Annotated in this window: 18 protein-coding genes; 11 read left to right on the top strand and 7 right to left on the bottom strand. The window is 46.5% G+C overall.

The window, feature by feature from the left end; translation table 11 throughout:
* Positions 1–168: a hypothetical protein gene (locus SATMO3_RS27795; protein ID WP_371374018.1), complete on the bottom strand. Its 168-nt coding sequence runs from the start codon at positions 166–168 to the stop codon at positions 1–3.
* Between the two features lie 88 nt (positions 169–256).
* Entirely contained in the window at positions 257–2,395 is a 2,139-nt protein-coding gene (locus tag SATMO3_RS27790; protein ID WP_371374016.1) for an EAL domain-containing protein, read from the bottom strand.
* A gap of 213 nt (positions 2,396–2,608) precedes the next feature.
* Here SATMO3_RS27790 and SATMO3_RS27785 point away from each other — a divergent pair, with 213 nt between their 5' ends.
* The 7 genes from SATMO3_RS27785 to SATMO3_RS27755 all read left to right on the top strand — a co-directional run bounded on the left by SATMO3_RS27785 (position 2,609) and on the right by SATMO3_RS27755 (position 10,967).
* Positions 2,609–3,871: a helix-turn-helix domain-containing protein gene (locus tag SATMO3_RS27785; protein ID WP_371374013.1), complete on the top strand. Its 1,263-nt coding sequence runs from the start codon at positions 2,609–2,611 to the stop codon at positions 3,869–3,871.
* Between the two features lie 199 nt (positions 3,872–4,070).
* A complete protein-coding gene (locus tag SATMO3_RS27780; RefSeq protein ID WP_371374010.1) occupies positions 4,071–5,264 on the top strand; it encodes an ABC transporter substrate-binding protein in 1,194 nt (397 codons plus the stop codon).
* Between the two features lie 91 nt (positions 5,265–5,355).
* Positions 5,356–6,216 carry a branched-chain amino acid ABC transporter permease gene (locus tag SATMO3_RS27775; RefSeq protein ID WP_371374007.1) on the top strand — a complete coding sequence of 287 codons (861 nt, stop codon included), beginning with the start codon at positions 5,356–5,358 and terminating at the stop codon, positions 6,214–6,216.
* Positions 6,217–6,239: 23 nt separating this feature from the next.
* Entirely contained in the window at positions 6,240–7,139 is a 900-nt protein-coding gene (locus SATMO3_RS27770) for a branched-chain amino acid ABC transporter permease (RefSeq protein WP_371374005.1), read from the top strand.
* Positions 7,129–7,911 (top strand): ABC transporter ATP-binding protein, encoded by a 783-nt coding sequence (locus tag SATMO3_RS27765; protein WP_371374002.1) that lies wholly within the window; start codon positions 7,129–7,131, stop codon positions 7,909–7,911. Before SATMO3_RS27770 ends, SATMO3_RS27765 begins: the two co-directional genes overlap by 11 nt.
* Positions 7,898–8,608 (top strand): ABC transporter ATP-binding protein, encoded by a 711-nt coding sequence (locus SATMO3_RS27760; RefSeq protein ID WP_371373999.1) that lies wholly within the window; start codon positions 7,898–7,900, stop codon positions 8,606–8,608. The genes SATMO3_RS27765 and SATMO3_RS27760 overlap by 14 nt, the downstream gene beginning before the upstream one ends.
* A gap of 565 nt (positions 8,609–9,173) precedes the next feature.
* Complete coding sequence (locus SATMO3_RS27755) at positions 9,174–10,967, top strand: FIST N-terminal domain-containing protein (RefSeq protein WP_371373996.1); 1,794 nt, start codon at positions 9,174–9,176, stop codon at positions 10,965–10,967.
* A gap of 15 nt (positions 10,968–10,982) precedes the next feature.
* Here the strand turns inward: SATMO3_RS27755 and SATMO3_RS27750 are convergent, their stop codons facing one another.
* The 5 genes from SATMO3_RS27750 to SATMO3_RS27730 all read right to left on the bottom strand — a co-directional run bounded on the left by SATMO3_RS27750 (position 10,983) and on the right by SATMO3_RS27730 (position 16,990).
* On the bottom strand, positions 10,983–12,038 hold the full coding sequence (locus SATMO3_RS27750; RefSeq protein ID WP_371373993.1) for an HD-GYP domain-containing protein: 1,056 nt from the start codon (positions 12,036–12,038) through the stop codon (positions 10,983–10,985).
* Positions 12,039–12,243: 205 nt separating this feature from the next.
* Positions 12,244–13,911: a PAS domain-containing protein gene (locus tag SATMO3_RS27745; RefSeq protein WP_371381812.1), complete on the bottom strand. Its 1,668-nt coding sequence runs from the start codon at positions 13,909–13,911 to the stop codon at positions 12,244–12,246.
* A gap of 335 nt (positions 13,912–14,246) precedes the next feature.
* Complete coding sequence (locus SATMO3_RS27740) at positions 14,247–14,999, bottom strand: energy-coupling factor ABC transporter ATP-binding protein (RefSeq protein WP_371373990.1); 753 nt, start codon at positions 14,997–14,999, stop codon at positions 14,247–14,249.
* Entirely contained in the window at positions 14,996–15,808 is an 813-nt protein-coding gene (gene cbiQ, locus SATMO3_RS27735) for a cobalt ECF transporter T component CbiQ (RefSeq protein WP_371373988.1), read from the bottom strand. Before cbiQ ends, SATMO3_RS27740 begins: the two co-directional genes overlap by 4 nt.
* Positions 15,809–15,955: 147 nt before the next feature.
* Positions 15,956–16,990 carry an energy-coupling factor ABC transporter permease gene (locus SATMO3_RS27730; RefSeq protein WP_371373985.1) on the bottom strand — a complete coding sequence of 345 codons (1,035 nt, stop codon included), beginning with the start codon at positions 16,988–16,990 and terminating at the stop codon, positions 15,956–15,958.
* Positions 16,991–17,391: 401 nt separating this feature from the next.
* Between SATMO3_RS27730 and SATMO3_RS27725 the strand changes: the two genes are divergently transcribed.
* From SATMO3_RS27725 to SATMO3_RS27710, 4 genes are all read left to right on the top strand, one after another.
* Positions 17,392–18,405, top strand: a complete 1,014-nt coding sequence (locus tag SATMO3_RS27725) for an FAD:protein FMN transferase (RefSeq protein ID WP_371373982.1) — start codon at positions 17,392–17,394, stop codon at positions 18,403–18,405.
* A gap of 71 nt (positions 18,406–18,476) precedes the next feature.
* A complete protein-coding gene (locus tag SATMO3_RS27720; protein WP_371373979.1) occupies positions 18,477–19,133 on the top strand; it encodes a CoA pyrophosphatase in 657 nt (218 codons plus the stop codon).
* Positions 19,130–20,401, top strand: a complete 1,272-nt coding sequence (locus SATMO3_RS27715; protein ID WP_371373977.1) for a sensor histidine kinase — start codon at positions 19,130–19,132, stop codon at positions 20,399–20,401. Before SATMO3_RS27720 ends, SATMO3_RS27715 begins: the two co-directional genes overlap by 4 nt.
* A 30-nt stretch (positions 20,402–20,431) precedes the next feature.
* Entirely contained in the window at positions 20,432–21,292 is an 861-nt protein-coding gene (locus SATMO3_RS27710; protein ID WP_371373975.1) for a response regulator, read from the top strand.
* Positions 21,293–21,374 lie beyond the last annotated feature (82 nt).

The following is a 21,374-nucleotide window of genomic DNA, read 5'->3' as shown; positions in this document are numbered from 1 at the left end:
TTAATTTGTCCCTGGCTGTTGTTTTGTTTTTTTGATTAATTGTCCCATTACCCAACGCAGCACTATGGCAATAATAAAATACCCGACAAAGGAGTAGCAATGTTTCCACATGTCAGGGTGGTATATATCCATCTGTTGAACTTCATCGTAAGATGGAATGGGCTGCATGATTGTCTCCTGGTGCTTGTCCTGCATGCGGCGCTGCATATTACCACATACTTGAGTAGTATTACCCTTTGCCAGCGGAATAAAGCAATTAGCCTATTTCGTTCAATAAATTTTCCTTGTTGACTAATAGCTCGAACTCAGCCGGCGGAACCGGCGGCGAAAAGATATAGCCCTGGACCTGATCACAATTACTCTCTTGTAAAAACGTGAGCTGAGCCTGTGTTGCGACACCCTCAGCCACAATTGTCATATTTAAGCTTTTTCCCATGCGTATTATCGCATCGGCAAGATTGGAGTCCTTCCGATTGCGCCCGATTTCATCCACGAAGGTTTTGTCTATTTTTAGACAGTCGATTTCAAAACGCTTCAAATAGCCCAGCGATGAATAGCCGGTACCAAAATCATCAATAGAAATATGGACGCCCATTTGTCTCAGAGACGCGAACACATTTAATGTTGCTGCACCTTTATTCATAAATGCGCTTTCGGTAATTTCCAGTTCCAGCCACTCCGGGGCCAGGCCGGTTTCCATAAGGATTTCTTCTATCTGACGCAGCAAGTTTTTCTGACTGAACTGATTGGGTGAAAGGTTGACGGAAACGCGTAGCGGACGCAAGCCTTTCAACTGCCATTGTTTATTTTGTTTACAGGCAGTTTGGAGAACCCATTTGCCGATTGGCAGAATTAATCCGGTTTCTTCCGCAATGGGGATGAATTCCGTCGGCGATATAAAAGCGCCGTTATACGGCAACCGCAACAGAGCCTCCATGCCGACGATTTGCCCTGAACGGATATTGACACGTGGTTGGTAATAGACTTGAAACCATTGATTCTCAAGGGCTTGATGTAAAATTGTTTCCAGTTCCATACGGAGCAGCATTTGCTGACGCATCGCGTCTGTATAAAACTGATAACTGTTCGTGCTCCGCCGTTTGGCGGCGTACATGGCTGTATCGGCAGCCCTCAGCATAGCCGCCAGGTCAGTTCCATCCCGGGGATAAAGGCTGATGCCGATGCTGCAGGTTATGTGAAATGTTTTGTTCTCGCTAGCGAAAGGATGGTCAAATACCGCGACAATCTGTTCTGCAAGTGCAGATACCTGCTGTTGACAAGTAAAATCTCGATACAGGAGTATAAACTCGTCGCCGCCTAACCGGGCCAGGGTGTCTATATTCGTCAGGTTTACTTTCATTCGCTCGGCAACGGCTGATAATATTTGATCGCCAACATTATGCCCCAGTGTGTCATTGATAAATTTGAAACGATCTAAATCAATAAAGAGAATAGCGATTGACGGTGGTGTGCTTTCGGCAAATAGCTTATTAAGCCGTTCTACAAAAAAGCGGCGGTTTGGCAGTCCTGTTAAAGTGTCCTGATAAGCCATTTCCAGGATTTGATCATTGGCCGCAATGATTTCCTGCACATAAGCTTTTAATGTGTTAGACATATGGTAGAACCCGCGGGATAACCGGCCTATTTCATCCTTCGTGTTGAGCGGAGAATACCCGCTTAAGGCATTCATATTCCCTGCTGCAATTTGTTCCACATGGTATACAATCTGGTTGACTGGGTGGGTAATTTTTCTGGTAATACGGATGCCTAACAGGATGGCAGTTGCTCCGGAAGCCAAGGACATGAATAAGATCCCGGTAGAGAAAAGTGAAACTAATTGCTGGCCTTCCACATTTTGCCTGTCAGCTAAAAACTGGCTTCGGTCTACCAGTTGCCAGAGGGTATCATCAATAAGTTTTGCCTGTACTTTTACATTTTCCTTATAGTAGCTGTAGGCGGTTTTTCCCTCGCCGCCTGTGGCAATCTGTAATAATGTGCGTACTTTGTATGTATAATCGCGGCTCTGCGCCAATAGTCCGTCGGTCAGCTCCTGCTCCGGCTCATCAGTACAGTTGTTATAAAAAGCAGTAAGTAACCGGTCAAATTCTTCTATGTCGTGGTTAATAGCATCTTCAAGATAGCTTTGTTCAATGCTGTCTCCCTTGACGGAAAGCAAAGTTAATAGATTGGCTTCTATATTTTTGTTTAAGACCCGGCATTGGCCCAGTGTTTCTATGGGTAAAACCCGGTTATTGTACATAGTTTGCACATTGGCGGCGATTTTTTTTATGGCAGTATACCCGGAAAAACCAACTATACCTAAAGAAATGGTCATTATTAATATGATTAGAAAGATTTTGTAAGACATTCGTATATCCAAGTATTTGGTCGGCACGGGTTACTGTCTCCTTTACCGGTTATTTAAGCTGTTTCTAACGCATATGGGGGATATTGTCAATAATACTGTAGATAGAATTGGGTGGCAAGTTGGATTTTATCAGTTCGCTGCTTTTTTTCAGCGAGATAGCCGGAAGCTTCATAAAGAGGAAGCGTATCGTTTGCGGAGAATCTATTACGATATAGACTAAGTAAAGCTGCAGGTAGCTATATGGATACAGAACTGTGGAGCTTACACAAAACCTTGCTGTCTAACAAGCAATGGCATTTAATTAGGGAGGCTGTCAGGCGGGAAATTGCCTTTGAGGCCATCTTTGGCAGCGCCGTTCCCCAACTGGAAGATTTCCTGGCTGTGCTTAATATCCAGTTGCTGCCGACTGTAGCTGTTGTAATCCAGGCGGATACCGCCGGGACAGACTGTTTTGACAAACGTGTAATAAAATTCCGGCAACGGGATATATACAACAGGATTACCGCAATGCTGGATGAGGATGTCGAGGGGATTATCACGGTCGTGGGCCGGGAAAATATCTTCGCCATTACGGTCGGCGAGCGTGATGTAGTCATTCTTTTGCCTGTTGACTTGCGCGACGGGCAAAGTGCCGCGAAAGTTACAGCCAAGCGGTATGGACGGCATATTAAAGCACACTTGACCAAGAATCTAAGCTACAGTATTAGTGCCGGGATTGGCCAGGGCTACAGCTTTAAGAATATCAGGCAATCCTATTTTGAAGCCTGCGCTGCACTCAATTATAAGTTTTATCAGGGAAATGGCGCCGTTATCCACTATAGTGAGGTATCCTGGGGCGACAGGGAGAATCAGCGGATATTTATTGAGTTTGAAACCAGGCTGCTGGCTACTGTTCGCAGGGGAGACTGGCCGACTGTTGCGGATACTATTGCCCACATGCTTGATGCGGCTGGCGGCAAGCGCCGCATACATCCGGATGTTCTTAAGGTACGGGTGCTGGAATTATTGACGGTTATATCCCGGGGGGTTATGGAATTAGGCGGTGATGCCGACATGCTGCTGGATCTTAAAATCAGGTCGGGTGAGGAAATTGCTAAAGTAACTACTTTGCCGGAACTAAAGGTTTGGCTAACCGGTATCATTGGCGAGATGGGCGCTTTGCTCACAGAAAAGCAGCAAGCCGCCATTGTGCGCGCCATTAGTCATGCCAAACAATTCATCACTGAGAACTATCAGCAGGATATATCACTGGAGGAATTAGCCAAGCGGGAATATCTGAGTTCCTCCTATTTTAGCCGGACTTTTACTGAGATGGTAGGCATGAGCTTTACCGATTATTTAAAAACGGTACGGATCAAGCGGGCGCAGGCCCTGCTGTTAACCAGTGGCAGAGGCGTAGCCGACATTGCCGCCGCAGTTGGTTACCAGGACCCCAACTATTTTAGCAGAGTGTTTAAACTGGTAACAGGCAAAAGTCCGCTGCAATACCGGCAGGGTAACTAGCTGGCGTTTACGTGGCGAAGGTACTTTTGAATAAGGAAGAGGCTGGGATTTGTCCTCCAGCTTCTTCCTTATTGTACTTTGTATACCAAATATAGTAAAAACTGTGCTAGTGATGACAAATGGCTATAGAGGTTTTGAACAGCTAGCTGTGTAATATTGTAAACAGAAAAATATTCCAAACTAACAAGGGGGAAGTACAGTGTCGAAAAGAAGGTTTTCTAAATTTTTTACATTGCTGGCGCTCCTAATCAGCATGGCGGTGCTGGTAACCGGCTGCGGCGGCTCGCAAAGCGCTCAGTCCGACAATAAGGGGCCCATCAAAATTGGTTTCTTTGCGCCGATTACCGGCCCGGCTGCAGCCGATGGTGAAAGTGTGCTCAACTCGGCCAAGCTGGCTGTGGAAAACATTAATAACAGCGGCGGCATTAACGGACGAAAAGTAGAACTTGTGCATTACGATGATGCGTTAGACAGTAAGCAGGCTGTAAGTATTGCCCAGAAGCTTACCACCAAAGACGGTGTTGTAGCTGTCGTCAGCGGGTCCTACAGCGGTACTACCCGGGCTTCGGCCAAGATTTATCAGGATGCCAAAATTCCTATGATTTCGGCATTCGCCCTGCATCCCGATATTACCAAGACTGGTAATTATATGTTCCGGCAGTCTTTCGTGGGGCCGGTACAAGGCCGGGCAGGCGGCAAGGTAGCTGTTGACATGCTTAAGGCTAAGCGCATTTCCATCTTACAGGTGGATATTGATTTTGGCAAAACACTAGCAGGCGGCTTCAGGGAAAAAGCGGAACAGTTAGGCGCCCAGATTATTTCTGTGGATTCCTTCTCAACCGGGGAGAAAGAATTTACCCCGGTACTGACTAAAATCAAGCAGCTCAATCCTGATCTGATTTATATCCCCGGTTATGCTGCTGAATGTTCGCAGATTGTGCGCCAGGCCAAAGAACTGGGTATTACCGCCAAGATTCTGGGCACCGAGGGCGCTGACTCTACCGTTCAATTTCTGGGCGTTGCCAAAGACGCTGCCGATGGCGTAATTATTACCACCAACATGAACCGGGATAGTGACCGGAAAATAGTTCAGGACTTTATTAACGGTTATAATCAGAAATACGGCCACAAGCCTGATATGGTTGGCGCGTCCACATATGATGCCTTCATGGTATTGGCCAGTGTTATGAAGTCCAAAGGCGCCGAGCCTGATAAAATTCGCCAGGGATTGTCCGAGGTTAAGGACTTTGAGGCTGTGACAGGACTCATTAAGGGTTACAACAAAATCGGTGAAGTTAAGAAGGCTGTCCAGGTTCAGATTGTTAAAAACGGCGAATTCCATTACTTCGGAGAGATTAATGATGAAGATATAATAACACCGCCGTCAGAGTAAAAGAAAACGGGATAGAGGCTACGCCTCTATCCCGTTGCTACCACATTCTTGATTATTCGTACCGGGAAACTATAAAAAGGAGTAGGAAACTATGATTGTGCAGCAAGTATTGAATGGTCTGGTAATCGGTGGCGTATATGCACTGACGGCGATGGGGGCGGCCATGGTGTACGGCATATTGAGAATATTGGATTTGGCCAGTGCCGGGGCGTATGCCATTGGCGCCTATGCCGGCCTGTTTCTCTATATGGCCACAGATAATATTATAATATCTTTCTTAGGCGCCATTTTGCTTACCGGCTTTTTTGGCACAGCAGTACAAAAATTTCTTTACATCCCGATGCTGAACCGCCCGCCTATTGTACCACTGATTGCCAGTATCGGCCTCTTTATTTTTATTCAGGATTTGCTAAGGCTTATTGCCGGGCCGCGTATCAGGGAATTTCAGGTAACACTGCCTATGGAAGCCTGGAAAACGGATAGTTTGACGGTAAACCCGACCTGGATACTGATTCTGGTGCTGGCGGCCGTTTTCCTGGGACTGCTGTGGTATATTCTTACCCGGACGCGTATCGGCCTGGCCTGGCGGGCGACGGCCCAGGATTTGGAGATAGCCAAAGCCATGGGTGTAAACATTAATAAAGTGGTGGCGCTAAACTTTTTTTTAGGGTACTCCTTTGCCGCTGCTGCCGGCATCATGGTTGGCATGCTGTATAGCTCGGTATTTCCGACAATGGGAGATGTGCCGGCTTATAAAATGCTGGCGCTTATTGTCCTCGGCGGTCTGGGCAGCCCGGTAGGTACTGTTGTCGCCGCCCTCCTGATCGGGCTGGTCGAGACTTTGGTAGCCGGCTATATAGGTTTCTTTTTGCCGCGGGATGCCATCGCGTTCGTCGCCTTGATTATTATTTTGCTGGTTAAACCTGAAGGGCTGATGAGCAAAAAAGCCTAATACGAGAGGAAAAGGGTGTTGGCATGTACGAATTAGTTGTAGGTATTAATATCGGCATTTTTATTCTGCTGGCCCTTAGCCTGAATGTCATAACAGGCTATGCGGGTCAACCATCCATGGGACATGCTGCTTTTTTTGGCATTGGGGCCTATACAGCGGCTGTTATGACCTCTAAGCTGGGCTTGAGTTTCTGGCTGGCACTGCCCGTTGCCGGGATTGCCGCTGGCTTTGTCGGTGTATTGTTAGGTTTAATTAGTCTCAGGGTGCGAGATGATTTTCTGGCTGTTACTACGATTGGCGTAAATTTTGTGGCTGTCGCTGTTTTTCATTATACGCCTTACTTAGGAGGCTCCTTCGGCTTGGAGGTCAAGAAACCGGCCTTCTTTGGAGCCGAGCTCGGTAATATGGGTTTCTTAGCCTTGATTGTTGTTCTTATTATCCTGGTATGCTTGCTTTGCATTAAAATTCAAGGTTCCTGGCTAGGTTTAGCTCTGAGCGGAATACGCAATAACGAAGAGGCGGCCGCCTCGTTGGGCATTGATATCAATAAATTTAAAGTTATAGCCTTTACCATTGGTACGGCCATCGCCGGTTCAACCGGAGCTGTCTATGCGCATTACATGGGATTTATCTACTCAACTGACTTTGCGTTCGTGACCTCGATTTCTATTTTGTCGATGATTGTAATCGGCGGGATGGGAACCATCAGAGGAGCTATTGCCGGGGCTGTCATTTTAGGCCTTATGCCGGAAGTTTTCCGCTTTATCTCCGACTACCGGATGCTCTTATACGGTGGTCTCCTGGTTTTGATGATGCGGTTTCAACCGGAGGGCCTGCTGGGGGAAAATAGTTTCTTGTGGCGGCTTTTTAAAGGCTTAGGCAGTACAGGGGATGAAAGGAGAGCAGCCGGGCATGGAAACTGAAAAAACGATCTCTAAAGAAAAAATGCTTGAGATTCACAACCTTAAAAAATATTTTGGCGGCTTGAAAGCCGTTAACAATGTTAGTTTTGACGTTTACAAGGGAGAAACGCTAGCAGTCATTGGCCCTAACGGTGCAGGGAAATCCACCCTGTTCAATACCGTGTGCGGGGTTTATGCGCCTACTGACGGAAAAATAGTCCTGGCGGGGGACGAGATCCAGGGTCTGAAACCGCACGAGATCGCCAGGCGCCGGGTAGCCCGGACCTTTCAGATATCTCACCCCTTAAAGGACATGACGGTGCTTGATAATATTATTATGGCTATGGGGCTAAGCGAATACAGTTCGCTGGCAGGGATTTTTAAACGCAGCCGGACCAAAGCCAATATGGAAAAAGCCGAGATGTATTTAGATAGAGTGGGTATTCTGGCCCAACAGAACCGGCGGGCCGGCGACCTGAGTCTGGGCTATATGCGGCGGCTGGAAATTGCCCGGGCGCTGGCCTTGGAGCCGGTGCTGATCCTGCTCGATGAGCCCTGCGCCGGTTTGAGCAATAATGCGGAAGATGAGTTCATTGAAATTATTAATCAGCTCAAAGCGCAGGGAACTACCATCATGCTGGTAGAACACAATATGTCGATTGCTATGACCGTCAGCGACCGGGTGGTCGTCATCAGTTACGGCGAAAAAATTGCCGAGGGGCTGCCTCAGGAGATTCAGAGCAATCCATATGTAATTGAAGCTTACCTGGGGAAGGATGATGACTGTGCTTGAATTAAACAATATAAATGCCTTTTACGGCCAGTCGCAGGCGCTGCATGATATATCCATTGAGGTCCAGGCAGGCGAGTTCGTTACCATTTTAGGGGCAAATGGCGCCGGCAAAAGTACTATTATGAAAACAATTATGGGTCTGGTTAAAGCCAAATCAGGCGGCATTGTTTTTAATGGCCAGGATATAACTGATTTGCCTCCCTGGGAACGGGCCGGTATTGGCGTTGGCTATGTACCGGAAGGACGCCGGGTATTCCCCGATCTGACAGTTGAGGAAAACCTGAAAATGGGTGCCTATCGTGTGCAGGATAACAGGCGGATAGCCAACAATTTGGATAAATCCTATGAGCTTTTTCCCCGGCTTAAAGAACGGCGCAGCCAGCTGGCCAAAACCATGAGCGGCGGCGAGCAGCAGATGCTGGCCATTGCCAGGGCGCTCATGCTCAACCCCAAGCTGCTGTTGATCGATGAAATTTCTATGGGACTGATGCCGATTCTGGTCAATCATTCCCTGAGTATTGTCAAGCGGCTCAACAGTGAGGGCCTGACTGTGCTGATGGTTGAACAAAACGCCAACAAAGCGCTTAAGGTTGCTGACCGGGGCTATATATTGAAAACAGGTAAGATTACCATGCATGATTCCAGCGAAAATTTGCGCAACAACAGCGAGGTCGTAAAAGCCTACCTTGGCGAGTAATCAAGCCAATTACTGAAAGACGCCGTCACATTAACTTGTGATAGCGTCTTTTAGTCTTTATTCCCGCGATTTTGGGACTTTCCTATAGAGTTCTTCGTTATTCTGCGTGATAAATAGAGATAAAACAGTTAGAAATCATTTCTCTATTAAATGATATGTTTCTGTTTTTTTCTCCAACTTCGTATTTCAACATGTTTTATAGGTTTTTGAAATGTACTTTTTGGAGGATGAGCCTTCGAGTATAAATATGGTAGTATTAAAGCAAAAAAAAGTCCCCATAATATAATGATCTCAAGATTTGCCATTAATATATTCATACAGTCCTCCTTGTAAATAGGCTTTCCATGGAACCCTGCAACGGAGATTAGCTCCGTTATTCTTGCTTAGTGTTACAATCAAAATATTTCAGCTTGGCGAGTTTTCGTTTTTTGAGTGTTATATATAGACTAAAATATCTGCTAATGCTAAAATTATTTCAATCCGACAAGCCAAAGTTAAATTTCGTGCCAGTCCAGCGCAGCCGATGGCGCTATTAGCTTGCAGTTTATTGTCAGGGAGGTAAGGGTTGAAAACAATCAATATAATTTATAAAGACAATAGCAGCTTGACCCAGTTTGTCAGAAACAATCATGCTGATCTCTTTTCACCCGATAAACCTGCAATTTTGGTACAAATCTTTAGCTCATGGTGTGAACCTGCTTTTTTAGCCAAATTATCCGCGGAAATTGCCGGGCTTATTCCTCACGCGCATATTGTTGGTACAACTACATCCGGCGAAATTATGAACGGACAAGTAAGTGGCTTACGGACTGTTTTATCAATTTCTATCTTTTATCACAGTACAGTACGAACCGGAATTTTTGCCAAAGATGGTCAGGATGATTATCTGCTGGGGCGGAAAATTGCTGCTGATTTGGGGAGCGATAACGCCAAAGTACTGGTGCTGTTTGGCACCAGCTTATCCATAAACGCCCGGGACCTCTTACTGGGTATTCAATCAATATCTCCTAATCTGCCTGTGTCCGGCGGTAATGCCGGCAGCAATCTGCTTAATTCACAAAGCTATGTGGTATGTGACGGACAGGTCAGTGATAGCGGCGTAGCCGGAGTTGTGCTAGCAGGCGAGCAGTTAATTGTCAACCGCCATACTCATTTAGGGTGGCAGTCTATTGGCAAGGAAATGACCATTACCCGGGTCGACGGGACGCGTGTATATACGATTGATCATATGTCTGCCTACGAGGTTTACCGCAAGTATTTAGGCCTTGATGAGAACAGCAACTTTTCCAGTGTTACTGAATTTCCTTTGATAGCCAACAGGCAGGGGATTTTAACGGCCAGAACACCCAAGATCCGGTATGGAGACGGTTCAATCGGTTTTGCCGGGGAGTTGGCCGAAGGAGAAAAAGTTCGCTTTAGTTTTGGCCATATTGCGACCATTGCCGAAGAGGTTGCCGGGCTTTGTAAAAAGATCAGACAACAGCCGGCAGAGAGTATTTTTGTGTATTCCTGCGAGTGCCGCCGGGGGTTTCTTCAGGAATCCAGCCGGATAGAAACCGAACCTCTGCAGCATATTGCGCCGACCGCCGGTTTTTTTACCCAGGGTGAATATTTTCATGTTGCCGGTACCAATCAACTGCTTAACGCGACAATGACGGTAATGGTTTTATCTGAAGCGCCTGTTGACAATATGACCGGTGTATTTAAAACGATGCCGCCGGAAGAAATCCATTCCCGTGTTGATGCTGTCGCTGCAAGAAATAGCGGTGTGCTAAAGGCATTAACTCATTTGGTTAATACGGTAACTGACGAGCTGGTCAGCGCCAACGAAAAGCTTCATTATATCAGTGTGCATGATTCGCTTACAGGCTTGTATAACCGCACTTATTTTGCACAGGAAATGAGACGTTTGGCCGAAATGGATAATCCGATCGGAGTGTTTGTCTGTGATTTGGATTTTCTGAAAAAACTGAATGATGTTTTGGGGCATCATGTAGGCGATCAGGCCCTGCAGGCAGCCGCAAATATATTAACAATATCCTGTCCCCCAGAGGCTGTCATCGCCAGAATTGGCGGCGATGAATTTGCTATATTGCTTATGAACGCGGAGTTGTCCGCGCTGGAAGCGATCAGCCAGACAATATTGGCAGAAGCCGCAAACTATCGCCGGCAACATCGCAATAAGTTGCTATACTTGTCGGTCGGATATGCTCTAAAGGGGCCCGGCGGCTCAGGTAGCATGGGTGAAGCCTTAAAACTGGCCGATGAAAACATGTATCGAAATAAACGGGCAGACAAGGCCGGTGTTCGCCGGGCGCTTACCCGCAATATTAAAGCAATACAAAAAAATGCGGAATAGTTGCTAACCTTATTGTTATAGTGCAGGATCCTCCAGGATGGAGACAATAGTTATCTGTTCATGATTATCTAAGTCCAGTAAATGGCCGTTATCCAGTTGGATTACCGGTTTGGCATTGGCGATATTGCCGACCTGTATTACCTGGCCTTGCATACCGTTGCTTAATAACACCCGTGTGCCAATCAAATATTTCCAAAGCTTAGCCAACAGCGTTAAGCAAATAATAGAATCCAGCTGGTTGCCCATACTGCCAAGCATCTGGTTGATGGCGACAAAGGGCGGCAATTTTTTTCGGTATACACGCTCGGTAGTCATTGCATCATATACGTCGGCAACAGCGACAAATTTTGCAAATATATGCACGTCGCCGCCTTTTAACCCCAGGGGATAGCCGCTGCCGTTCTCTCTTTCATGATGCTGCAATACGCCGAGTTTAACTGCCTCGGGAATTTCGGTGCAATCACTTAACAAATTGTAGCCTTGCATGGTATGGGTTTTAACAATTTCCATTTCCTCAACCGACAACGGGCCCGGTTTATCAAGTATTTTTTGCGGGATAAAGGCTTTGCCGATATCGTGCAGCAAACCGGACAGGATCAAGTTCTTTAGCTGCGAGCCTTTAAAGCCCATCCATTTGCCCAATAAACCGGTAAGGATAGATACATTAAGTGAATGGCTGAAGGTATAGGCATGGTGTGTTTTAACCCGGTACAGGCTGTCCAGCACACCCTCGATATCGATCATAAGTTCTATGTAGTTTTCAGCCAGTTCTTTGCATTCGGCAATCGGCACTTCTTTGAACTTTTGCACTTTGGTAAACGTTGCCGCCACTAAATCAAGAGTTTCTTTATATGTATTAATAAAAGGCCGGTTTAACCGAGCGGGTAGTTCCGCCCGTTTTATCCAGACCGTTGCAACGTGCCAGTTTTGGAGGCTTTTTATATTTTCACAGGTAAGCACTACTCCCTGTTCTAACAGGATTTGTCCGCTTTCTGAGAATACGGGTTGTGCAATCACCATACCTGTCCTGAGGTCTGCTGTTAACACAATATCATGGTTCAAAAAACTCATATATTTTACACCATACTCCTGACAAAATTCTGATTTTTATTTGTAGTTATGCCAATTTTCTACTTTACACATAATTTTAAGATATTTAATAGACAAATTCTATTAGGATAAACCCCAAAAAAAAGAAGCAGTTCTTGTTTCACAATAACAATGAACGCTTCTTTGGAACAAGTAAACATCGCAAATTTTTTCCATACTACCTGGATTAGGCGCGGATGCCGGTTTTATTTTGCAATTCCCATACTTTCAGATGCAGCATGAGTATGACCCGCGTTTCCATCTTATCCAGAGATATTCCTAAAAGTTCTTCGATACGATGCTTTCGCCATATTGCGGTATTATGATGGATGTAAAGCTTTTTGGCAACCGTCTTTAAACTTTCATCTTCCAAAATACATTTTAATGTTAAAAGTAAGCTGCCGCCGCGTGTTTTATCATACTCATCAAGAATCCCTATGGTATTATTGGCAAGAGAAATCGTAGTTTCATCCTTGATAAGCTGAAAAGCAATTTTATATAAACCGATATCGTCGAAGTGTGTAATCCGGTCCAGGTCGCCTGAAGCGGCAACAATGGCCGCACGATATGCTTTTTCATAGATATCCCTGATGTTAAGCGGAATGCGGGAGGCACCCGAAATCCCCATTGTGATTTCGATAGCGGGAAACTGATTCGTTATTTTGCCGGTCAGTAGTCTGGCAAAATCCAGTTGGCTTTGTTTGGATGCTAGCAGGCTGTCTGTTACCGGCATTAACAGAATTATGCTGTTATTTAAGCACCAGACTCTGTCACACCCTTTATTATAAAGCCAAATGAGCACCTGATTTTTTATTAGCGCCAGCTCTCCGTCACGCAGATTAGCGGCCGCTGTATCTGTTTTATCGGCTTGAATAACAAAACAGCAATATTCGCTATCTGCTTCAATGCCAAACTCGCTCAGCGCTTTGCCCGCATATTCCAGGGGATAGTCATTTGTCAGTAAACGATTTAAATAATCGCTGCGGGTTTTTAACTGATCAAGTAAGATCAGTTCTTTTTCCGTTATTTTTTTCCGCTCTTCCGATTGTTTTTTTTCCGTAATATCCAGTGTAATTCCTAATATTTTACTGGCTACAGTACCGCAACGGGCGTATAACCAGCCTGTGGAGCCATCTGCCTTTACAATTTTGAATTCTCCTTCCGGGCTGTATGTACTGCTGGTCTTTGCGATCATGACGCGCAGCAGCTCAATATCTTCCGGATGGATACGAGAACAGAGAAAATCTAAAGTCGGAACAAATTCCTGCGGCTCAAAGCCAAAATTCCGGTATTGCTGATCAGACCAGTAGAGCGTTGCACAGTCCGGGTTCCATACGAAGTAACCTAGTTTGGCGATTTGCTGAACATGGGCCTGATTGTCCTGGCGAGCGGATAATTTCGCAATAACTCGCTGCTTTTTGGTAATGTCATATACTACACCAAGCACCGATTCGACTTCCTGGCGGCCGTTCTTTTCCGGCAACAGCGAGATATGGTAAAACCGCTTGCCGGTTTGGAGTTGAAAGGTTTCTTTTTTTGCGTTTGCAAAGGCTCGGTTTAAGTGATAGGTACATATTTCATAATTAAGTTCGGCTGGCGGAAAATACCGCATATTCTTACCGGTTATGTTTTGCGGCAGGAGGCCAAAAACTGGATCAATATAACTCACCTGCAGCAGTGTCCCTTCGTAAGTAAGCTTGCTGATCAAAATTGGGCTACAGGCTACAGCGGATGTTTTGTTTTTTTTAAGCAGACTACTGCCTTTTTGATGCACGATACCACAACACTCTTTCATATTCTCCTCTTCAACCGTTTTCTTATAGCAGCGGCGCGGCGGCAAAAACGCTGCGGCCATAGTCAATTATTCTCAGTATTCCGCCTAATCGCCAAATCTCCTTTTTTTGTTAAGATGTTCATTTTCCGAATTTGAGTTTTTAGGAATATCCGAAAAAATTGAGATTGATTTTTGTATACACAGATGCTATAATAATTTCAAGAATAAAGTATACATAGCCGATCGGCGACAGAATGAACAGTATGTTCGGGGTCTGCCGCTGGTCGAGTCAAGTATACACCTGAATAAAAGATCCCATCTTGGAGTTGTGTTCATAAACCGCCTCTAAGATGGGATCTTTTTAATTTCCAGCAGAACACGGACTTTATGTTAGCCAGCGCAATTTACCCGACGGCTTAATGTGAACTGCAAACAGGGCAGCCCTGCATGCGGAATGGCTTTTCCAAATGCGCTCCGGCAAGGAGTTCTTCGTTCTGAAAAATCTCCAGGGTCGGTCCATCAGCTATGACGGTGCCGGCGCTTAAAACAACGGTACGGGCGCAAAGATCCAGTACCAGATCAAGGTCATGAGTGGCGATGATTTTAGTGTGCTCAAAGGTTTTTAAGAGATTGATCAACTGGCGCCGGGCCAGCGGGTCAAGTCCGGCGGTAGGCTCGTCCATGACTAAGATACAAGGCTCCATAGCCAGTACCGCAGCTATTGCCACAGATCGCTTTTGACCGCCTGACAGCCGGTAAGGAGTACGGTCTTTTAGATGCAACGCACCGACTGTAGTTAACGCGGCTGTTACCCGGGCATCCACCTCGGCGGGGGGCAGGCCCAGATTGAGTGGACCGAAGGCAACATCATCATACACGGTGGGCATAAACAATTGATCGTCCGAGTTCTGAAAAACCATACCTACAGCCCGGCGAATATGCGGCAAAGTCTGTTTGGTGACCGGATAGCCGCCGATGTTGATTGAACCGGCCGTCGGGAAGAGGACGCCGATCAGATGCGACAGCAGGGTGGTTTTTCCCGAACCGTTAGCACCGACGATAGCGACAGATTCTCCGTGGGTAATACGAACAGAGAGACCGCGCAGCGCTTCGGTTTGATCAGGGTAAGTATATTTCACGTCTTTTAATTCTACGATATGATGGCTCATGACCAGACCCCCATTAAGAGTTTGCCGAGCAGCTGCGGCAGATTAAAGAAGCGGGCTGCAAGGAAAAAAGTAATCCAAAAAGCCAGATAGATGAGATCTGTACTTTGCATGGTATTTGTCCGCAGCAGCCGCACTTCGCCGTCGAAACCCCGGCATAACATAGACTGATAGATGCGGTTGGCCCGGTCGACAGAGCGGATCAGCAACTGTCCCAAAAGCGACCCCCACGCCCTGAAGCGGATGCCGGTGCCATGAAAAGAACGCAGACTGTAGGCCTGCAGGCTGCGAATAAACTCTTCCAGCAAAACATGCAGGTACCGGTACATAAATAAGAGCTGAATCACCAGGATTTTAGGAACTCCAATCCGCATGAGGGCGGAACCCAGAGCATCAATACCGGTTGTAGCCACTAGAATTAAAGCAGTGGTTACTGTCAGACAGAGCCGGATAGTAATAGAAGCAAAAGAAAGCCAGCCGCCGGTAATGATAAATGAGCCTATCTTGGCAACCGGGGCAGTGTCAAATAACGGGTTAAAGATACCGATAAATAGTACAAAAGGAGCTACCAGTAAGAGCCGCTTGCCGAGTGGGCCGGCCGGCAGCCCGCCGAGTGAAATCAGTACAGCCGGAAACAGAAAAAAAGGCAGCAGTCCGGTGATTTCATATTTGGGAAAGGAAGTCACAACAATAATAAAGAAAAGCGTGGTAATCAATTTTATGCAGGGGTTAAGCCGATGAACCGGAGTGCTTTTACTGGCCAGTGTATCAAGGTAGCGCAGGTCAATCCAGTTTGCTTCTATTTTTATCATATAACATCCTCTTTTAATGATAAGAATGGGATACGGTCAAGCCGTATCCCCATTTTTCCTGCTAGAAAGTATAACTTCTGCCCGGATTTGGGCAACTCGGCTTCCACCCATGCCAAGGAATCAGCGGCAGCCGTAGTTTCTGCGCCATCAGTGCTGTTTGGAAAACCGCTGCAGGCCTTTACCGATAGTAAAGGCAAGTGCCAAGGTCAGCAGCGAGCCAATAATACCGGCTGCTGAAGTACCAGTGTCTACAGCAGGCCAGGAAGGTGCTTCTTTTTCTGTGGTTGCCGCAGGCTGACCATCATGTTTAAAGTTGTAGTCAGGGAGAAAAGCGATTTTTTCTTGTAATTCGGCAAGTGCGCTATGAATTCCTTCCGGAGATTTTAATTCGTCTTCGCCGATTACATTGGCAATTGACCACTCCAAACCGTCGGGATCGCTGGAAGCAAACCAGGATAAAGCACCGCCGGTGATAATAGCGGCAATTAAGAGCGTAACTAAAACCGGTTTTACAGATATATTACCAAGCGCTTGACCTTTGGCCGTTTTCGACAGAATTTCCGGTGACTCTTTAGCGACAAACAGGATGACAGCGGCCGTAACCAATCCTTCCACAAGGCCGATGGCTAAATGGATGGGCTGCATCAAAAGGACAAAGGTACTGAAAGGCAGCTCGGATATTCCCGAAAAGGTGGTTTCCAAGACAACTCCGAAGGCGCCTAATTGGAGGCCGATTACAGCGGCCAGGACGGAACCCAGCAAGAGCCGGCCTTTGCTCAGCTTGTCGCCAACAATGGGTTTATAAATAAAAGAATAAGCAATAAAACAGGATAAAAACCCCATGTTGAAAATATTGCTGCCAAGCGCCAACAGTCCGCCGTCGGCAAAAAATAAGGCCTGGATGGTTAAGATGGAAGCCATTGTTAACAAAGCGGCCTGTGGTCCCAGCAAAATTGCCAGTAGCAAACCGCCGCCTAAATGACCGCTTGAACCAGTGCCTGGAATGGAAAAGTTTATCATTTGGGCGGCGAAGACAAAAGCGCCCAGAACCCCCATGAGGGGAATTTTGCGTTCATCAATATCCTGCTGCACTTTTTTCGCAGCGTAGGTAGCCAGGCCAGCCGTTGCCGCCCACATAGCCCCGCCCACTACCGGGGAAATTAAAGCGTCTGCCATATGCATTACAAATCACTCCATTTTTCGAAAATTCTCTTAAATTCAGCAATAAAAAAAACTACTAAGAAACCCCAGGCATTGCTGCCGGAATAAGACTTTCGTAGCCCAGTTCACCGATATATAATTGGATGAAATGAAAAGCAGTTCTTCAGAACTATAGACATCTTCATGATGTACTATATTGTGAATAATTTCATCAATTAATGTTATTCGCTACCGGTATATTTATTCCTGCTGTATTTTCAAGTTTTTCAAAATTTTTACTAAGTTATCATTACTGCCTTACGGCCAGGCTTATCTTCTTAACGTAATATATTAAAACATGTAACTTCTGCAGGTTTTTTACAGTTTGGACAGAATATTATGGAAGTGGTTGTAAATGTTATGTGTGGAGGCTGTTATAATTTATGACACATATAAGTCGCATACTAATGGGGATGACACTGGCTTTCCTTCTGCTTCTGGGCGCGGGTTGTACTTCAGGCGGACTGTTTGCTCCCAAGCCATATCAGGACACGCAGTTCTTGATGGATACCGTTATTGAAATAACGGCCTACGGCCCTGGGAGCGAGGCTGGTGTCAAGGCCGCCTTTGATGAATTCAAGCGGATTAATGCGTTGACCAATCGTTTTGATGAGACCAGTCAGGTATCAAAAGTTAACCAGGCCGCCGGAAAAGAAAGGGTTCAGGTAGATGCGGATGTTATTGCCATGCTCAAGCTGGCGCGCAGCCGTTCCGAGCAGCTAGACGGCGCCCTGGATGTCACGATTGGCGCGCTGACAGATCTTTGGTCTGTTGGCCATAAAGGGGAATTTGTCCCCGCTGATGCTGAAATCAAGGCGCAGTTGCCTTTAGTCAACTATCGGCTGTTGGAAATTGATGATACGAGCAATACTGTCTATTTACCCAAGCCCGGCATGAAAATAGATTTGGGAGCAGTTGCCAAGGGCTTCGCCAACCGCAAAGCCATTGATGCCCTGAAAGCCCATGGGATTGCTTCGGCTTTGGTGAACGCTGGCGGAGATGTCAGGGTTATCGGTAAACGTTCCGATGGGCAGCCCTGGCGAATTGGCGTGCAGGACCCGCGCAATACTGAGGGAATCGCCGCCAAACTGGCCTTAAGTGAATGGGACGTGCTGGAAACTTCGGGCGACTATCAACGGTTTTTTATAAAAGACGGCGTGCGTTACTCCCATATTCTTGATCCGCGCACCGGCTATCAACCGCGGGAAATTGCCAGTATTACCATTGTGGCGAAATCCGAAAACTATGTGGACATTTTGAGCACAGCCATGTTCGTGCTTGGGGTGGAGAAAGGGCAGGAATTATTAAAGAAGTATCCGGGGACAGAGGCGATATTTATTACCAGTGACGGCAGAAAAGTAATTACTCCCGGCTTATCTGGAAAAATTGAACTATAGCCAAGGTTGCGGGACAAACGGCGGGCTTGCTATAATTACAATGCGGTAGACCCTGATATGAGGTGAAAGTAATGGATACCAATAAAGTGAAAACGGCTTTGGCCTGTATGCTCCATGGTCAAACAGGCAGGCTCGCCAATGCCGAAGATTTCTTGCAGTCCGCTGTTACTGTTCCCCTGATTGATGTAGCCGGACAACCGGCTGTTTTATTTGAAGTGCGTTCCGGAAAACTTAACTGGCAGCCTGGGGAAATTTGCTTTCCCGGCGGCCGCATCGAAACCTATGACGCCAGCCCGTTACAAACTGCCGTCCGGGAGACGGTAGAGGAACTTGGCATTGCCAGGGACAGTATTGAAGTATTGGGTGCGCTGGATTTTCTGGTCAGTCCGATCGGCGTTCTGATTTATCCCTTTGCGGTGCATATTGCGGCTTCGCTGCCGTTTTCGCCTAATGCCGATGAGGTAGCCGAAGTATTTACCGTACCGCTGGATTTTTTGCTTAACGCCAAGCCGCAGACAGCCACAATGGAAATGGCAACCAAGCCGCTGTCCGGTTTTCCCTTTGACCTCTTGCCGCCGGACTATCCGCAAGGCTATCGGCGCCGGGCCAATTATCCGGTTCTGTTTTACCAATATAACCAGTATATAATTTGGGGTATTACGGCCAGGGTGCTGGCCACTTTTATCGAAGTATGCCGGAGTCAGTTCATTGGAGGCCCTGGCCGATGATTCCGCATGTTATCCTGCTGGTCAGTATAACCGGACTGGTATTTACCTACCCGTTTGACGGTTATTTTCGTTTCACCCTCAGTGTGGTTGTACTGGCCACACTGCTGCTGTATTTTCAACGGCTGCCGACAATCCGTATTGCCACGGCTGTTGGGGTAATGATTCTGTTTTTCCGGACAATCATAAAATATCCATTTGCTGATGAGCCGTTGCTCAGTGTTTTATTGCATAATTTGCCGTCGTTCGGTTATTATCTTGCTTACGGCTTGCTGTTCAGAGGTTTGAAAGTACGTGACTATACAGGCAACATCCCGGCCTTGGTTCTTCTTCTTAGTATTTGCGATATTACCAGTAACTGTGTTGAACTCATCATCCGGTCAGAGTTGGTAGGACGAAGCCTGGAAGAAGTTCTGACACGGGTGGTGGCTGTCGGGGTTGGTCGTGCCCTGTTGGCCGTGATTGGCTATTACTCGTTAAAACGCTATCGCGATTTTGTATTGGCTGAAGATCATGCCGCCCGGTATGCCGAGTTAATTTTTATCATTGCCAAGCTTAAGGCCGAATTGTTTTATCTGAAAAAATCCTCGGCCGATATTGAATTGGTTATGGAAAAAGGCTATACCTTGTATCAAACCCTTAACGCCGCCCATCCGGGCGAATTATCCCAGACCGATTCGCCAGCCGCCCGAGCGCTGGCGATTGCCCGCGATATTCACGAGGTTAAGAAAGACTATTACCGGGTCACCCGGGGAATAGAGGAAATCCTGAATGTTGCTGTGAGTGAGGAAGGGTTGCCGCTGGGTGAGTTTTTTCAAATTGTCGAGCAAAATACCCGGCGGTATATCAACGGGCTGGACAAGCCTCTGACGATAACCTTTCATTATAATGGTGATTTAATTACCGATAAGTACTATGCCATTGTCTCCATTTTAAACAATCTGATTACCAATGCGGTAGAGGCGGCGGAAGCCGCCGGCATTATTACGGTAACAGCACAGTCGAGCGGCGGCAAACTGGTACTGGTTGTTGCCGATAATGGTCCTGGTATCAGCCCGGAAGAACTGGATTTGATTTTTGCGCCGGGGTATTCCACCAAATTTTCGGAAGTTACCGGCCAGATGTCCACAGGACTGGGATTAAGCCATGTCAAAAATCTTACAGAGTCATTGGGCGGTGAGATAACAGTGAGTTCCAGGCCGGGAAAAACAGTATTTACAGTCACGTTTTTGCTGGAAAACCTGCTGGTAAACCGGCCTAGTCTATCATAAGCCGTTATAATTGGATAGGAGTGCAAAGCAGTGCGGTTTGTTATAATTGAGGATGATATTAGTGTCAGAAAAATTATCGGCAATATTATTGATAAATATAAACTGGGAACGGTGGTTGCCGAGAATGGTGACGGTCTGAAAGCCGAGGCCATCATCGCCGAATACTCGCCTGATGTGGCTCTGATTGATTTACTGCTGCCGGGTCAGGATGGTATTGCATTAATCAGGCGGCTTAAGGAAAGCGGCCTGGAAACCTCCTTTATTATGATTTCGGAAAGCACCAGTCAGCCTATGATCACCAAGGCCTATCAGTCCGGAATTGATTTTTATATACACAAACCTTTGAATGTGCTGGAAATTGTATCGGTTATTGGTAAAGTCGAGGAAAGCCGCCGGCTGAGACAGGTCATGTCGCTCATCTCCCAGACAACTGCCCGGTATGTCGGTCCTGCCAACCGGGCGGTAGAAAGCGATGATACTAATAAGAAAAACCGGATCAACCGAATTTTTTCCGAATTGGGGATCATTGGTGAAGCCGGCGCCAAGAATATTCATCAGTTGGTTCAACTGGTGGACAGCCGCCTGGCAGGGGGGCATGATCAGGCCTATCAGCTGCATGAACTGTATCAGGAAGTATCCCAGGCTATCGGCCAGGATGTCAAAACCATTGAACAGCGAATCCGGCGCACTATTGCCAAGGCCATGCAAAATGTTGCCACTATGGGAATTGAAGACTTTCATAATGATAAATTTGAAATGTACAGCGGCGCATTATTTGACTTTAAAGAGGTCAGGCAGGAAATGGCTTTTGTTCAGGGGAAAGGCACTTATCGGGGCAAAATTAATATTAAAAAGTTTGTGGAAGGTCTGCTTTTTTTGGCTGCCGAATAACCCCGCTAAGCGGGGTTATTGTATTCTGTATACATTTTCTTTGCCGGTGAAACTTTGTGTCTGTTTTTGTAGTTTTTTATAG

Origin of the sequence: Sporomusa aerivorans (assembly GCF_041428895.1) — a bacterium.
GTDB lineage: Bacteria > Bacillota > Negativicutes > Sporomusales > Sporomusaceae > Sporomusa > Sporomusa aerivorans.
The sequence above is the reverse complement of the archived record's forward strand: the minus strand, read 5'-3'. Positions and strand labels throughout refer to the sequence as shown.

What these genes read in the sequence shown, in the direction of transcription:
- SATMO3_RS27795 (WP_371374018.1), bottom strand. Translation starts at nt 168, where the DNA reads ATGCAGCCCATTCCATCTTACGATGAAGTTCAACAGATGGATATATAC.
- SATMO3_RS27785 (WP_371374013.1), top strand. Translation starts at nt 2,609, where the DNA reads ATGGATACAGAACTGTGGAGCTTACACAAAACCTTGCTGTCTAACAAG.
- SATMO3_RS27775 (WP_371374007.1), top strand. Translation starts at nt 5,356, where the DNA reads ATGATTGTGCAGCAAGTATTGAATGGTCTGGTAATCGGTGGCGTATAT.
- SATMO3_RS27770 (WP_371374005.1), top strand. Translation starts at nt 6,240, where the DNA reads ATGTACGAATTAGTTGTAGGTATTAATATCGGCATTTTTATTCTGCTG.
- SATMO3_RS27765 (WP_371374002.1), top strand. Translation starts at nt 7,129, where the DNA reads ATGGAAACTGAAAAAACGATCTCTAAAGAAAAAATGCTTGAGATTCAC.
- SATMO3_RS27760 (WP_371373999.1), top strand. Translation starts at nt 7,898, where the DNA reads ATGACTGTGCTTGAATTAAACAATATAAATGCCTTTTACGGCCAGTCG.
- SATMO3_RS27750 (WP_371373993.1), bottom strand. Translation starts at nt 12,038, where the DNA reads ATGAGTTTTTTGAACCATGATATTGTGTTAACAGCAGACCTCAGGACA.
- SATMO3_RS27745 (WP_371381812.1), bottom strand. Translation starts at nt 13,911, where the DNA reads ATGGCCGCAGCGTTTTTGCCGCCGCGCCGCTGCTATAAGAAAACGGTT.
- SATMO3_RS27740 (WP_371373990.1), bottom strand. Translation starts at nt 14,999, where the DNA reads ATGAGCCATCATATCGTAGAATTAAAAGACGTGAAATATACTTACCCT.
- cbiQ (WP_371373988.1), bottom strand. Translation starts at nt 15,808, where the DNA reads ATGATAAAAATAGAAGCAAACTGGATTGACCTGCGCTACCTTGATACA.
- SATMO3_RS27730 (WP_371373985.1), bottom strand. Translation starts at nt 16,990, where the DNA reads ATGCATATGGCAGACGCTTTAATTTCCCCGGTAGTGGGCGGGGCTATG.
- SATMO3_RS27725 (WP_371373982.1), top strand. Translation starts at nt 17,392, where the DNA reads ATGACACATATAAGTCGCATACTAATGGGGATGACACTGGCTTTCCTT.
- SATMO3_RS27720 (WP_371373979.1), top strand. Translation starts at nt 18,477, where the DNA reads ATGGATACCAATAAAGTGAAAACGGCTTTGGCCTGTATGCTCCATGGT.
- SATMO3_RS27715 (WP_371373977.1), top strand. Translation starts at nt 19,130, where the DNA reads ATGATTCCGCATGTTATCCTGCTGGTCAGTATAACCGGACTGGTATTT.